The sequence below is a fragment of the Marinobacterium sp. xm-a-127 genome (genome assembly GCF_013283425.1).
GTDB lineage: Bacteria > Pseudomonadota > Gammaproteobacteria > Pseudomonadales > Balneatricaceae > Marinobacterium_E.
Genome location: NZ_WBYH01000001.1, coordinates 39,647 through 52,968, shown reverse-complemented (window position 1 = coordinate 52,968; position 13,322 = coordinate 39,647). Strand labels below are relative to the sequence as shown.

The 13,322-nt window shown below is 49.8% G+C and carries 16 protein-coding genes; 12 read left to right on the top strand and 4 right to left on the bottom strand.

The window, feature by feature from the left end; all coding sequences use genetic code 11:
- The first annotated feature begins 1 nt into the window (after position 1).
- From ruvX to XMA127_RS00250, 4 genes are read left to right on the top strand one after another with little or no spacing between them, the layout of a single operon-like run.
- Entirely contained in the window at positions 2-469 is a 468-nt protein-coding gene (ruvX, locus tag XMA127_RS00265) for a Holliday junction resolvase RuvX (protein ID WP_173484412.1), read from the top strand.
- Complete coding sequence (gene pyrR, locus XMA127_RS00260) at positions 459-971, top strand: bifunctional pyr operon transcriptional regulator/uracil phosphoribosyltransferase PyrR (RefSeq protein WP_173484411.1); 513 nt, start codon at positions 459-461, stop codon at positions 969-971. Before ruvX ends, pyrR begins: the two co-directional genes overlap by 11 nt.
- Positions 972-983: 12 nt before the next feature.
- Positions 984-1,988, top strand: a complete 1,005-nt coding sequence (locus XMA127_RS00255) for an aspartate carbamoyltransferase catalytic subunit (protein ID WP_173484410.1) — start codon at positions 984-986, stop codon at positions 1,986-1,988.
- Between the two features lie 3 nt (positions 1,989-1,991).
- Entirely contained in the window at positions 1,992-3,269 is a 1,278-nt protein-coding gene (locus XMA127_RS00250) for a dihydroorotase (RefSeq protein WP_173484409.1), read from the top strand.
- 62 nt (positions 3,270-3,331) lie between these two features.
- Here the strand turns inward: XMA127_RS00250 and XMA127_RS00245 are convergent, their stop codons facing one another.
- Together XMA127_RS00245 and XMA127_RS00240 are read right to left on the bottom strand one after the other, a co-directional pair.
- Positions 3,332-4,465 (bottom strand): PilT/PilU family type 4a pilus ATPase, encoded by a 1,134-nt coding sequence (locus XMA127_RS00245; protein WP_173484408.1) that lies wholly within the window; start codon positions 4,463-4,465, stop codon positions 3,332-3,334.
- A 12-nt stretch (positions 4,466-4,477) separates the two neighbouring features.
- Entirely contained in the window at positions 4,478-5,512 is a 1,035-nt protein-coding gene (locus XMA127_RS00240) for a type IV pilus twitching motility protein PilT (protein WP_173482831.1), read from the bottom strand.
- Positions 5,513-5,567: 55 nt separating this feature from the next.
- Here XMA127_RS00240 and XMA127_RS00235 point away from each other — a divergent pair, with 55 nt between their 5' ends.
- The 8 genes from XMA127_RS00235 to hemW all read left to right on the top strand — a co-directional run bounded on the left by XMA127_RS00235 (position 5,568) and on the right by hemW (position 11,720).
- Positions 5,568-6,260 carry a YggS family pyridoxal phosphate-dependent enzyme gene (locus tag XMA127_RS00235; protein WP_173484407.1) on the top strand — a complete coding sequence of 231 codons (693 nt, stop codon included), beginning with the start codon at positions 5,568-5,570 and terminating at the stop codon, positions 6,258-6,260.
- Positions 6,261-6,276: 16 nt separating this feature from the next.
- Positions 6,277-7,101: a pyrroline-5-carboxylate reductase gene (proC, locus tag XMA127_RS00230; protein ID WP_371731489.1), complete on the top strand. Its 825-nt coding sequence runs from the start codon at positions 6,277-6,279 to the stop codon at positions 7,099-7,101.
- A 60-nt stretch (positions 7,102-7,161) separates the two neighbouring features.
- Positions 7,162-7,707, top strand: coding sequence for a YggT family protein (locus tag XMA127_RS00225; protein ID WP_173484406.1), 546 nt, complete (start codon positions 7,162-7,164; stop codon positions 7,705-7,707).
- 65 nt (positions 7,708-7,772) lie between these two features.
- Entirely contained in the window at positions 7,773-8,939 is a 1,167-nt protein-coding gene (locus tag XMA127_RS00220) for a homoserine O-acetyltransferase (protein WP_173484405.1), read from the top strand.
- Complete coding sequence (metW, locus tag XMA127_RS00215; RefSeq protein WP_173480066.1) at positions 8,929-9,519, top strand: methionine biosynthesis protein MetW; 591 nt, start codon at positions 8,929-8,931, stop codon at positions 9,517-9,519. The genes XMA127_RS00220 and metW overlap by 11 nt, the downstream gene beginning before the upstream one ends.
- Positions 9,520-9,531: 12 nt before the next feature.
- Positions 9,532-9,969, top strand: a complete 438-nt coding sequence (locus XMA127_RS00210) for a DUF4426 domain-containing protein (RefSeq protein ID WP_173484404.1) — start codon at positions 9,532-9,534, stop codon at positions 9,967-9,969.
- Between the two features lie 2 nt (positions 9,970-9,971).
- Positions 9,972-10,574, top strand: a complete 603-nt coding sequence (rdgB, locus tag XMA127_RS00205) for an RdgB/HAM1 family non-canonical purine NTP pyrophosphatase (RefSeq protein ID WP_173484403.1) — start codon at positions 9,972-9,974, stop codon at positions 10,572-10,574.
- Positions 10,575-11,720 (top strand): radical SAM family heme chaperone HemW, encoded by a 1,146-nt coding sequence (gene hemW / locus XMA127_RS00200; RefSeq protein ID WP_173484402.1) that lies wholly within the window; start codon positions 10,575-10,577, stop codon positions 11,718-11,720.
- Here the strand turns inward: hemW and XMA127_RS00195 are convergent.
- A complete protein-coding gene (locus XMA127_RS00195; protein ID WP_173484401.1) occupies positions 11,710-12,426 on the bottom strand; it encodes an HAD family hydrolase in 717 nt (238 codons plus the stop codon). The two genes, hemW and XMA127_RS00195, sit on opposite strands and share 11 nt — an antisense overlap.
- Positions 12,413-13,321, bottom strand: a complete 909-nt coding sequence (gene xerC, locus XMA127_RS00190; protein ID WP_173484400.1) for a tyrosine recombinase XerC — start codon at positions 13,319-13,321, stop codon at positions 12,413-12,415. The genes XMA127_RS00195 and xerC overlap by 14 nt, the downstream gene beginning before the upstream one ends.
- Between the last annotated feature and the right edge of the window lies 1 nt (position 13,322).

The window sequence follows — 13,322 nt, the reverse complement described above, 5'->3', positions numbered from 1 at the left end:
AATGACTGAGTTAACTGAGAGCGCACTGGGATTCGATTTTGGCTTACGCAGAATTGGTGTTGCCTTTGGTCAGTCATTAACCGCCACCGCCCAACCTCTAAATCCAATTGCCGCAAAAGACGGTATCCCCGATTGGAGTTTAGTCGATAAAATGATTGCTGAATGGCAGCCAAATACGATCGTTGTGGGACTGCCATTGAACATGGATGGCACCATCAGTGATATGGCGCGACGAGCAAGAAAATTCGCCAACCGCCTGCATGAACGATCTAAAATACCCTGCTTTCTGTTTGACGAGCGCTTAACATCACAAGAGGCTAAATCGATTCATCTTGAGAATGGCGGATCAGCCGATTTCGGTGCAGAATCTGTCGACGGTATCGCCGCTCAATTGATGTTAGAAGGTTGGTTTCTTCAAGAACAGCGCATACCAAGCCATGCAAGGCTTGAGGACTATTATGACCAGTAAAACTTTGGACGCTGAACAGCTCCTAACAAGAATGTGTGAAAGCACACAGCAGTTAATCGAGACACGCGGCTTAGATAACCCCTATATCATTGGCATTCATAGTGGCGGTGTTTGGTTGGCTGAACGTCTTCACCAACACCTGGGGATTCAGGATGAGATGGGGGTGCTGGACATCTCCTTCTATCGTGACGATTTCACTCGCGTTGGATTGAACCCTAAAGTAGGGGTTTCAAAGCTGCCAAGCGCAACCGAAGATCGCAATATTATCCTAGTCGACGACGTGTTAATGAGTGGTCGTACAGCCAGAGCTGCGCTCAATGAACTGTTCGATTTTGGTCGTCCGGCCTCTGTGACACTGGTCACCCTGATTGACCTACAACGCCGCGAACTGCCAATTCAAGCTGATGTCATTGGTGGCACCCTCACGCTGTCTAGCGATCAACAGGTTAAGCTAACAGGCCCATCTCCCCTTGAACTGACCATCAGTCAGCGTAGCAAATAATAGGAAGCGAAGATGTTTAACTTTCCTGACCCAACTCAAGCGCAGCTAACCGAAGATGGCCAGCTAAAGCACTTTTTAGATATCGAGGGGCTGCCAGAGTCACTGCTATTAGAGCTGTTAGACACAGCCGACTCCTTTGTTGATATGAGTGAGCAGCAGGTTAAAAAGGTGCCGCTTCTGCGGGGTAAAACCGTCGCCAACCTCTTTTTTGAGAACAGTACACGTACATTGTCGACCTTTGAACTAGCCGCTAAGCGCCTATCGGCTGACGTTCTGAATTTAAACATCAGCACCAGCTCCACAAAAAAAGGGGAGACGCTAAAAGACACCTTGATGACCTTGGAAGCGATGCATTCGGATATGTTTGTCGTTCGCCACTCGGATAGTGGTGCGGCTCACTTCATCGCCAGCCAAGTCACACCCAACGTCGCCATCATCAATGCCGGTGACGGTCGTCACGCACACCCGACCCAAGCGATGCTGGATATGATGACTATTCGTCGCCATAAAGGTGGATTTAAGCATCTAAAAGTCGCGATCGTCGGCGATATACTTCATTCGCGCGTAGCTCGATCACAGATTCATGCCTTAATAATTCTCGGTGTACCCGAGATTCGTCTGATTGCACCTCGTACACTGCTACCGCGTAATGTCGAGATGCTTGGGGTCAAAGTCTTTACCGACATGGCACAAGGCCTTCGTGATGCCGATGTTGTCATCATGCTTCGTTTACAAAAAGAGCGTATGACCTCCGCTCTGCTACCTAGCGAGTCTGAGTTCTTCAAACTCTATGGTCTATCAGAGGAGAAGCTCGCCTTTGCACACCCTGAGGCGATCGTAATGCACCCTGGGCCGATTAACCGAGGCGTTGAGATCGCGTCTTCCGTGGCTGACGGACCTAAATCGGTGATACTGAATCAGGTCACTAACGGCATTGCCGTTAGGATGGCCGTTATGTCGATGGCGATGAGTGGCCAGGTTGCTGAGAGAGCAAAAAAATTAGAGGCAGGAGAGTAAACAGTGCAGATTAAAATTGCCGGCGGGCGCATTGTCGACCCTGCACAAAACATAGATCGAATTGATGACCTCTTCATTGTCAAAGGGCGTATTGCCGCCATAGGTGATGCACCAGAGGGCTTCTCTGCTGACGAAGAGTTCAATGCTGAAGGACAGATCGTCTGCCCCGGTCTCATCGATCTATGTACCCATCTGCGTGAGCCAGGATTAACACAAAAAGGTACTATCGCATCTGAGACAGCCGCTGCCGCTGCTGGCGGCATTACCACACTGGTAGCCTCACCAAACACCAAACCGGTCGTAGACAGCACAGCGGTTGCCGAACTGGTACAAGATCGTGCAACCGATGCCGGAATGGCACGAGTGCTCCCGCTAGGAGCGCTGACACAATCGATGCAGGGCGAACAGCTTGCGCCACTGCATGCGCTAGCAAGCTCAGGCTGCATCGGTTTCACTAACGGCCGTCATCCGATCGATAGCTCGCGCGTGATGCTAAGAGCGCTTGAATACGCGGCAACACATGACCTGTTGGTAGTGTTTCAAGCGGAAGATCGAGCACTAGCAGCTGAAGGTTGTATGCACGAAGGCACGACCGCCACTCGACTTGGCTTGAACGGTATTCCTTCCGCTGCTGAAACCATAGAGGTTTCACGCTGCTTGATTCTGATAGAAGAGACCGGTGTAAGGGCTCACTTCGGCCAGCTTTCCTGTGCTCAGTCAGTTCTTTTGATTCAGAGTGCCCGTGAACGAGGTCTCAATGTGACCGCTGATGTGGCGATTCACAACCTGCTTCTGACAGATGAAGAGGTTAATGGTTTTAACAGCCTATTCCATGTCATCCCACCGCTGCGTTCGCAGCTGGATCGTGCGGGACTTCGTCAAGGCTTAGTTACCGACACACTGGATGCCATCTGTTCAGATCATCAGCCTCAGGATGCTATTTCAAAAGAGGCACCTTTCGCGGCGACTGAACCAGGCATTAGTGGACTTGAGACCCTATTACCGCTGAGCCTAATGTTGGTGGAGCAGCAGTTAATCGCCCTACCTCAGTTAATTGAAAAATTGACAACGGGTCCTGCGAAAGTGCTAGGCATCGAGGCCGGCTCTCTCGAAGTCGGGGCTGATGCAGATGTGTGTGTCTTTGATCCAGAAGCGACCTGGACGGTCAACAGTGAGACGCTTAAATCGCGCGGTAAGAACACCCCGTTCATCAACACTGAACTGAAAGGCCGTGTGACACTGACTCTACTCAATGGTCAGCCAGTACATCGCTTAAGTTAATAGTGTGAAAACTAAAAAGACCCAGCCAGTGCTGGGTCTTTTTTTGCCTATTTATGGACCAATCAGTGATTCAGAGTATCGTCTGAATCTTGAAGGGTGAATGACGGTAGATCCTCACCCTCATGCTTACCGCCCTCATCACTGAGCTTGATCATCAGACGCAGATCATTTGACGAGTCAGCAAACGACAGTGCCACTTCATAAGTAATGACACCCTCTTTGTAGAGCGCAAACAACGCCTGATCGAAGGTCTGCATGCCAAGATTGCTCGATTTCTTGATGACATCTTTAATCTCGTGCACCTCACCTTTGCGAATCAGATCCTGAATCAGCGGCGTGTTGATTAGCACTTCAATGGCCGCTCTTCGTCCCTTACCATCCGACGTGGGCAGCAGTTGCTGCGCGACAATCGCTTTCAAGTTAAGCGATAGATCCATCCAGATCTGATTATGATGTTCAGGGCCAAAGAACGAGATGATTCGATCTAGAGCTTGGTTCGCATTGTTAGCATGAAGCGTTGCCAAACAGAGATGGCCGGTCTCAGCGAATGCCAGAGCGTACGCCATGGTTTCAGCTGAGCGGATTTCACCCATCAAGATGACATCTGGTGCCTGACGTAAGGTGTTTTTCAGTGCTACTTCAAAGGATTCAGTATCAAGCCCCACTTCACGTTGAGTCACGATCGACTTTTTATGATGGTGAATGTACTCAATGGGGTCTTCAACCGTAATGATATGCCCAGCAGCATGCTCATTACGGTAATCAATCATTGATGCCAGAGAGGTCGATTTACCGGTTGAGGTACCACCGACAAATAAGATCAAACCACGCTTAGTCATCGAGAGATCTTTAAGCACCTCAGGAAGTTTGAGCTCCTCCATAGTCGGTATGTGGTTAGCTATAGAACGCAGCACCATTCCCGGCGTGTTTCGTTGCACATAGGCGCTAACACGAAAACGACCGATACCGTTCACACCCAGTGCAAAGTTACACTCATTGGTCGCTTCAAATTCGGCCAGCTGCTTGTCACTCATCGTACTGTAGACCAGTGCACGTGATTGTGATGAATTGAGCGACTCACGTGTCAGCGGCTTGATCGTGCCATCCACTTTAATAGAAGGGGGTGCACCGGCAGTGATGAACAGATCTGAACCACCGCGCTCAGTCATTACTTTTAAAAGCTGTGTAAAATCCACGGGTTACCTCACTTAAAATATCGATGGGTCTTTAGCGCGAGCAGCCGCTTGCTCTGGAGTGATAAAGCCTTTTTGAACCAACTCTAAAAGAGCCTGGTCCAAGGTCTTCATACCTACCTGAGAACCCGTCTGAATGGCTGAGTACATCTGCGCCACTTTATCTTCACGAATCAGGTTACGTATGGCAGATGTTCCAATCATGATCTCGTGTGCTGCGACTCGACCGCCCCCTGTCTTCTTCAAAAGGGATTGAGAGATAACGCCCTGCAGCGACTCAGAGAGCATTGAACGGACCATATCTTTCTCTGCGGCTGGAAAGACGTCGATGATACGGTCAATGGTTTTCGCTGCCGAGGTGGTATGCAGAGTGCCGAATACTAAGTGTCCAGTCTCTGCTGCAGTCAACGCAAGACGAATGGTCTCTAGGTCACGCATCTCACCCACTAGGATGACATCGGGGTCTTCACGCAGCGCCGAACGCAGTGCCGCATCAAATCCAAGGGTATCTCGATGCACCTCACGCTGGTTAATCAGACACTTTTTACTCTCATGGACAAATTCGATGGGATCCTCAATCGTCAATATATGCTCAGATCGAGAGTCATTGATGTAATCGATCATCGCCGCCAGTGTGGTCGACTTACCGGAACCTGTAGGGCCTGTCACTAGAACTAACCCTTTAGGCTGGTCTGAGAGCTGTTGGAAGACCTTACCCATACCAAGATCATCCATAGTAAGCACTTTACTGGGGATGGTACGGAACACCGCTGCCGCTCCGCGGTTTTGAACAAAACCATTCACACGAAAACGCGCCAGCTGTGGCACTTCAAAGGAGAAATCGACTTCTAACTTCTCTTCGTACTCTTTACGCTGCTTGTCATTCATAATGTCATACAGCAACCCATGGACCTGTTTATGATCCATCGATGGTAGTTTGATGCGACGCACATCACCGTCAACACGAATCAACGGCGGCATACCCGCTGTAATGTGCAGATCGGATGCTCCTTGCTGTACAGCAAAGGCTAAAAGTTCGGTAATATCCATAATTGAGTTCACCCTAGCGGAAACGACCGCATCAACCCCATGAGTAGTGACACATATGACTAGCATAGCAGAGAGCCTGAAAAAGGTGAGATCCGAGATAGAAAAAGCCTGCGCTGAGTCAAACCGTTCTGAAAAAGAGGTATGCCTTCTCGCTGTCAGTAAGACCCGCAGCGTGGATGAGGTCAGCGAACTGGCTCGCCTAGGGCAACGCGCTTTCGGTGAAAACTATCTGCAAGAGGCGCTGGATAAAATATCCGCTCTTGAGCCACTTAACCTCGAATGGCACTTTATTGGCCCCATTCAATCCAACAAAACTAAGCCAATCGCTGAACAGTTTGCCTGGGTCCATAGCGTCGACAGACTCAAAATCGCACAGCGCCTGTCGGCACAACGTCCTCACTATGCCGAGGACTTAAACATCTGCTTGCAGGTTAATATTAGCTGTGAAGAGAGCAAATCTGGCTGCCTTCCAGATGAAGCGCTCGAGCTCGCCAAACAGATTGCCGAACTCCCCAAAATAAACTTACGTGGTTTAATGGCCATACCAGAAGCGACTGAGGATGTTGAACTACAAAAAAAGCGTTTTTGTCAGGTGAGAACGCTGTTTGAAGAGATCAAACAGGCGATACCCAGTCTAGATACCTTATCAATGGGCATGTCGGGTGATCTGGATGCCGCCATTGAAGAGGGCGCTACCATCGTTCGTATTGGTACGGCTCTGTTCGGTCCACGCAACTACAACAAATAATTTTTAGGAGAAGAGTGTGGCACAGCCATCTATCGCATTCATTGGTACAGGCAACATGGCCGGTGCAATCCTTGAGGGCTTAATTGCAACGGGATACCCCGTAGACAAGCTATGGGCCTCACGTCGCCAGCTCGATAAGTTGGCAAGTTTTGCTGAGCGCGGCGTTCATACAACGACCGATAACCATCTCGCGATTAGCGCTTCGGAAATTATTGTGATCTCCGTTAAGCCGCAGATGATGCGCGATACACTGACTGAGTTAGCACCCACACTGCAAAAGCATAAACCGCTACTAATCTCTGTGGCAGCAGGCATTAGCTGCGACTCATTAGAACGTTGGGCCGGCGGTGAGCTGGCCGTGATTCGTTCAATGCCGAACACACCCTCTCTACTCAAATTAGGCGCCAGCGGTCTGTTTGCCAACCCTAGAGTGAGTGATGAGCAGAAAGCTCAAGCCTCTTCGATTGCAGAAGCGGTCGGTATTGCTACCTGGTGTGACACTGAAGAGGGCATCGATCAGGTAACTGCAGTTTCGGGTTCAGGCCCTGCTTACTTCTTCCTAATGATGGAGAAGATGATTGAAGCGGCACAAGCGCTCGGCATGAGTCCTGAAGCGGCACGTCAACTGACCATTCAAACCGCCAAAGGGGCTGCAGAGATGGCCGCTAAAACGGGGATTGAACCGGCCCAGTTGCGAAAAAATGTTACCTCCCCAGGCGGTACCACTGAGCAAGCGATTAACAGCTTCGAACAGGATCAACTTGGCGAGGTTGTGTTACGAGCAATGACCGCCTGCAAGAACCGTGCAGCAGAGATGAGTGAGCAACTCGGTAAAGACTAATGGCTGCAAAACAGCTACTCTTAAACACTTGTCATCATTAAGCGAACTATAGGATTGAACATGGCTGGCGATACACTGACATTAATCATTCGAACGATTGGTGAAGTTTTTGCATTTATTCTGCTTCTGCGTTTTTTACTGCAGGCGAGTGGCGCTGACTACTACAATCCGATCTCTCAATCGGTGGTTCGCTTTACCCAAGTTCCTTTGGCTCCACTGCAGAAACTGGTTCCAAGAATTGGGCGTCTAGACATCTCCCCTTTGGTATTAGCCTTCGCAGTTAAAGTGGCGGTTGTTGTAGCAATTATCTTCTTTATACAGGGCAACATCCCCAACATGCTGGGGGCGGCACTGTTTGGCCTATTCGGGGTGCTTGATGGCATTCTCACCATCTACTTTTGGGCTGTTATTGGGTCAGTGATCCTCTCTTGGGTAGCCCCAAACAGCTACCACCCTGGCCCACAGCTCATCATGCAGATCACAGAGCCCGTGTTCTCTTTGGCGCGCAAGGTTATTCCACCTATCGGCGGTCTGGATCTATCACCGATTTTGATCTTTTTAGTGATTCAAATTCTACAATCTCAAATCACTCGTCTGGTCATGTAACTGAACCCGTGGTTTGCTAGAATTAAATACTGTTTCACGTACAGCATTGCACAGGAGATAGCCTAATGCCGGCTAGCTTGCCAACGGATTCCGTCGGTATCGTAACACCAGAATTGATTCACTTTGCCGAGCCTCTCTCTTTGGCTTCCGGCCGAGTGCTGCCTGAATACGATCTAATGGTTGAGACCTACGGGCAACTTAATGCGGATTGCTCAAATGCGGTTTTGATCTGCCATGCGCTATCGGGTCACCACCATGCGGCGGGATATCATTCAGAGAGTGATAAATACCCTGGCTGGTGGGACAGTGCTATTGGGCCTGGCAAACCGATCGACACGAATCGCTTTTTTGTTGTGTCGTTGAATAACCTTGGTGGCTGTCACGGCTCAACAGGGCCGACTTCCATCGATCCAAACACCGGAAAACCTTACGGACCAGACTTTCCTTTTGTAACCGTTCGAGACTGGGTCAACAGTCAGGTTCGACTTGCAGACCACTTCGGTATCCAACGTTGGGCAGCGATTGTGGGTGGCAGCTTGGGCGGTATGCAAGCGATGCAGTGGTCAATCGACTTCCCTGAAAGACTGGGCCACGCGTTAATCATCGCCTCTTCATCAAAGTTAACGGCACAGAATATCGCGTTCAACGAGGTGGCTAGACAGGCTATTTCGAAAGACCCTCAGTTTCACGAGGGACGCTATTACGATCACGAAACCCTTCCCAAAACAGGGCTCTCACTGGCTCGTATGATTGGCCACATCACCTATCTATCTGATGATGGCATGGCCGAGAAGTTTGGTCGTGAGATGCGCACGGGTGAGCTGAGTTTCGACTTAAATACTCAATTCCAAGTCGAAAGTTACCTTCGATACCAAGGTGAGAAGTTTTCGACGGCGTTCGATGCAAATACCTATCTGTTAATGACAAAAGCGCTGGATTACTTTGATCCCGCATCAGAGTATGGCGATGATCTTTCAAAGGCATTAAGCCAAGCTAGCTGTAAATTTCTCGTCGTCTCGTTTACAACGGACTGGCGTTTCTCTCCCGAGCGCTCGCGTGAGATTACAGATGCTCTGGTCGCAGCCAATAAAGATGTTAGCTACGCAGAAATCGACTCTGATCACGGACACGACGCCTTCTTAATCGACAGCCCTCGATACATGGCTGTATTTAGAGCCTACATGAACCGTGTAGCCAATGAACTCAATCTAGGAGTCACCCATGAGAGCTGATTTAGAGATCATTGCAGACTGGATTCAACCCGAGGCGCGCGTCCTTGATATGGGTTGTGGTGACGGTGAACTGCTCGATTTTCTCTCCCAGCAAAAGCAGGTTGATGGCTTAGGTTTAGAGATCGATCATGACAATATCACTCACTGTATTGCGCGCGGTGTGAACGTCATTGAAAAAAACTTAGATGAAGGTCTTGCCAGCATAGACGACTCAAGCTTTGACAGCGTCGTTATGACGCAAGCGCTGCAGGTCATGCACCGTCCCGACTTGATCGTAGAGGAGATGTTGCGTATCGGTAATGAGGGGATCGTCACCTTCCCTAACTTTGCCCACTGGCGTGCGCGTTTCTACTTGGCATTTCGCGGTAAGATGCCGGTCTCCAAGTTTCTCTCTTACAGCTGGTATGACACACCCAACATTCACTTCTGTACCTTTAAAGATTTTGAAGCGCTCTGCATCGAGAGAAACATCCGAATCATTGAACGCACCGTAGTCGATAATGAGCACCGCCAGCGTTGGTGGCATAAGCTCTGGCCCAACATGATGGGTGAAATCGCGATCTACCGAATCACACGATAGAGGTTGAGGTTAATGATGCGTTCTTTAATGGTTCTATTACTCACTTCGCTATTTACTCTGTCGGTTCATGCAGAACAGAAACAGATTGAGCGTGGTTATGAAGTGCACTATAACGCCTTCAACTCAAGCTTCGTTACCCCTGAAGTCGCCACAGCAAATGGCATACTGCGCAGTAAAGTGAGAGCCCTGGTCAATGTGGCAGTTTTTAAACTTGAGCAGAACGGTGACAAAACCGCTGTACGCGCCAACATCAAAGGCGAAGCGAGTAATTTGCTTCAACAGATTCAGACCATTGAGTTCAAACCGATCTTTGAGGGCGATGCAATCTACTACATTGGCGGGTTCCGCTTCAGCGAAGAGGAACGCATGACGATCGAACTCGAGGTCACACCGGACCCTAACCAAGCTCCGATCAAGGTTAGCTTCAACCAAACCTTCTACACGGAGTAGGCATGAACCAGCGCATTGTTTTAGCCAGCGGTAACCAGGGCAAACTCAAGGAGTTCTCAAAGATACTGGCTCCTCTGGATTTTGAGATCGTCTCCCAAGGAGAGTTGGGTGTTGAAGATGCTGAAGAGACCGGTTTAAGTTTTGTCGAAAATGCGATCATCAAAGCCCGCAACGCCTGCGCTGCAACCGGCCTACCTGCCATTGCTGATGACTCAGGCCTTGAGGTGGATGCTCTCTCTGGAGCCCCTGGCATCTACTCTGCTCGTTTTGCAGGTCGAGGATCCTCAGATCAACAGAATATAGATAAGCTTCTTGAAGAGCTTGGTGATCTTGAAGCGGAGCAGCGCTCTGCACGATTTCGCTGTGTTCTGGTCTGTATGCGCCACCAGAATGATCCTACTCCACTGATCGCTGTGGGCAGCTGGGAAGGTAAGATTCTTGGTGCACCTGAAGGGGAGAATGGCTTTGGTTACGATCCTATATTCTGGTCACCTGAGTATGACTGCGCAGCAGCACAACTCACCCCAGAGCAGAAAAAAGCCGTCAGCCATCGCGGCAAAGCCGTTGCACAGCTGACCGAACAGCTGGCTGCTTTCCTCGCCTAAATGGATGCCAAGCTACCACCGCTGTCACTCTATGTGCACGTGCCTTGGTGCATTCGAAAGTGTCCATATTGTGACTTCAATTCGCACCAAGTCAGAGATGAGATTCCTGAATCACTCTACTTGGACCGCCTAATTTCAGAACTAAAAAACGAGCAACACCTAACGTCTGGTCGACCCATACATTCGATCTTCATCGGTGGCGGGACACCTAGCCTTCTAAAACCGGAAAGCTACGCCAGATTACTTGAGGCTGTTAAATCAAACTACAGCCTAGAACCAGACGCTGAAATTACTATGGAAGCAAACCCTGGGACTTTTGAACAAGAGAAGTTTGAAGGGTTTGCAGATGCGGGCATCAATCGGTTGTCGATTGGCGTGCAGAGCTTTGATGATGATCGACTGAGAGCTCTTGGCCGAATTCATACAGGCGGCGAAGCCATTAAAGCCATTCAATCAGCAACAAAACTGTTTCAACGGACTAATATCGATCTGATGCACGGACTACCCGGTCAAACCCCGGACGCTGCGTTGAATGATCTTGAGCAGGCTATCGCATTCGAACCCGATCAAATCTCTTGGTATCAACTGACGATTGAACCTAACACAGAGTTTGCAGCCAAACCGCCCTCTCTACCGATCGAGGAGTCCTTATGGACTATTCAGGAGCAGGGCAGTGAACTGCTAAAACGTCATGGCTATGAGCAATATGAGATTTCGGCCTTCGCACGACCAGGCGGTGAATCAAAACACAACCTCAACTACTGGCAGTTCGGCGACTACTTAGGTATTGGAGCCGGCGCACACGCTAAGATTTCCCGCTGGGAGCAAGGTCAGCTGCTGATTGAACGTATTCATAAACAGCGCCAACCCAAGGCTTACATAAATGCCATCGACCCAGTTGCAGGTAGAGAGATCATAGAATCCGAGGCTCTGCCCTTTGAGTTTATGCTCAATGCCTTGCGCCTGAAATCGGGCGTTGCCACAGAGCTGTTTGAGCAGAGCACTGGATGTTCGATTGAACGTATAGAACCTCTGCTATCAAAAGCTCGTCAACGTGGAATGCTAATTGAAGACCCTGCCCGGATTGCTCCAACCCAAGAGGGGCAGCTGTTTCTGAATGATCTGTTGGAGATGTTTATCGATTGAGGTTGGCGACGATCTTAGGTATCTCACTGATCGTCTCAGCGTGCCAGTCAGCCTCCACCTCAATGGCCCACTCCAGACCTTCGGGGTTGACCCAAATGGTATGCATTCCCATCTCTTTTGCCGCCCGAATATCATTAATCGGGTGATCACCCACATGGACCACCTCATCCGCGTTGACCGAAGCAAACTCTAAAGCCTTCTCAAACATCAGAGGGTGGGGCTTCGCAGTACCCACCACGTCGGCATTAAATTGAAAGTCGAACCACTGAGCTAAGGGTGTTTTAGCCACCTCAGCATTACCGTTACTCAGTGCACCAATCAGCAACCCTTGATCTTTAAGTTGCTGCAACATATCGATCACCTGGTCGTAGGGCGTGACCGCGTGGCGATGATGTAAAAACAGATCAAAAGCTGCCGCCGCTTTTGATTCTGCCTCTTGTTGGGTAAGCCCCACTGAGACCATCCCCTCTTCAAGCAGACGTATACGCGTTTCTGTCATGCTGTGAGCAATTTCTGGATAGCGCTCAAGTAGAGAGCGACGCAGTGCTGACCCTTCGGCAAGATCACTGAGTGAATATCGCTCTGTGTAAGCTGGAACCTCGCGTTCTAGCCACTCCCACAATAGATCGTTCGCTTTAATCACAACCGGGTGGACGGCCCATAAGGTATCGTCGAGATCGAAGGTGACACACTTAATTTTTTTCACGTCGCTTAGCCCTTGGGTGTGAATTTTGATAGATCGATTTAAGTTGCTTGAAGTCTAGGTGTGTATAGATCTGAGTCGTACTGATATCGGCGTGACCTAATAACTCTTGTACAGCACGAAGGTCACCAGAGCCGGCGAGCATTTCAGTCGCGAAACTATGACGCAGCCGGTGTGGGTATAAATTGCCTGCGACACCCGACTGTTCACCAAGCTCTTTCAAACGTTTCTCGACGCTGCGGGATGAGAGACGCTTGCCCAGTTTCCCGACAAACAGAGCCTCTTCATTGTAGTCTGCTAATGCCAAGCGCTCCTTGAGCCAAAGCTGAATGGCCTGCAGAGCCGCACCGCCCACCGGAACTTGGCGCATTTTGCGACCCTTACCTTCAACGATGACGGAGCCTGAACCCAAATCGATATCACTTAAATTAATACCAACCAGCTCCGATACGCGCAGCCCACTGGAATAGAGCAGCTCCATCATGGCTAGATCACGAATCTTTAAGGGATCATCTTGTGGCGTATCTAACACGTCATTCAAGGTCTCAGAACTCAGTGTTTGTGGAAGACGGCGAGGAGCTTTCGGCGCTTTAATGGCCAGAGCGGGATTATGTTCGCAGATCGATTGCTGATTCAGATATCGATAAAAGCTACGAAGTGCAGACAGCATTCGTTGCAACGATCGGCCCGACAGACCCTCAGAGTGCAGCTCGGCCACCGCGTAACGCAGAGGGCGCTCAGAGAGCTCGAGCCAACTGGTGAATTCAATCAGTTGTAGCGTCTCTCGAAAGCGTTGAAGATCGCGCTGATAGTTGAAGACTGTTTTATCGGATAGCTGACGCTCGACACGCAGATGCTCGGTAAAGCGAAATTCTAAGTCGCTGTCCGAGCAACCCATG

Bases quoted from the DNA above. Each gene is read 5' to 3' on its own strand.
- XMA127_RS00255 (WP_173484410.1), top strand. From the start codon at position 984: ATGTTTAACTTTCCTGACCCAACTCAAGCGCAGCTAACCGAAGATGGC.
- ruvX (WP_173484412.1), top strand. From the start codon at position 2: ATGACTGAGTTAACTGAGAGCGCACTGGGATTCGATTTTGGCTTACGC.
- XMA127_RS00235 (WP_173484407.1), top strand. From the start codon at position 5,568: ATGACTAGCATAGCAGAGAGCCTGAAAAAGGTGAGATCCGAGATAGAA.
- hemW (WP_173484402.1), top strand. From the start codon at position 10,575: ATGGATGCCAAGCTACCACCGCTGTCACTCTATGTGCACGTGCCTTGG.
- XMA127_RS00210 (WP_173484404.1), top strand. From the start codon at position 9,532: ATGATGCGTTCTTTAATGGTTCTATTACTCACTTCGCTATTTACTCTG.
- XMA127_RS00220 (WP_173484405.1), top strand. From the start codon at position 7,773: ATGCCGGCTAGCTTGCCAACGGATTCCGTCGGTATCGTAACACCAGAA.
- rdgB (WP_173484403.1), top strand. From the start codon at position 9,972: ATGAACCAGCGCATTGTTTTAGCCAGCGGTAACCAGGGCAAACTCAAG.
- XMA127_RS00225 (WP_173484406.1), top strand. From the start codon at position 7,162: ATGGCTGGCGATACACTGACATTAATCATTCGAACGATTGGTGAAGTT.
- XMA127_RS00240 (WP_173482831.1), bottom strand. From the start codon at position 5,512: ATGGATATTACCGAACTTTTAGCCTTTGCTGTACAGCAAGGAGCATCC.
- metW (WP_173480066.1), top strand. From the start codon at position 8,929: ATGAGAGCTGATTTAGAGATCATTGCAGACTGGATTCAACCCGAGGCG.
- pyrR (WP_173484411.1), top strand. From the start codon at position 459: ATGACCAGTAAAACTTTGGACGCTGAACAGCTCCTAACAAGAATGTGT.
- xerC (WP_173484400.1), bottom strand. From the start codon at position 13,321: ATGGGTTGCTCGGACAGCGACTTAGAATTTCGCTTTACCGAGCATCTG.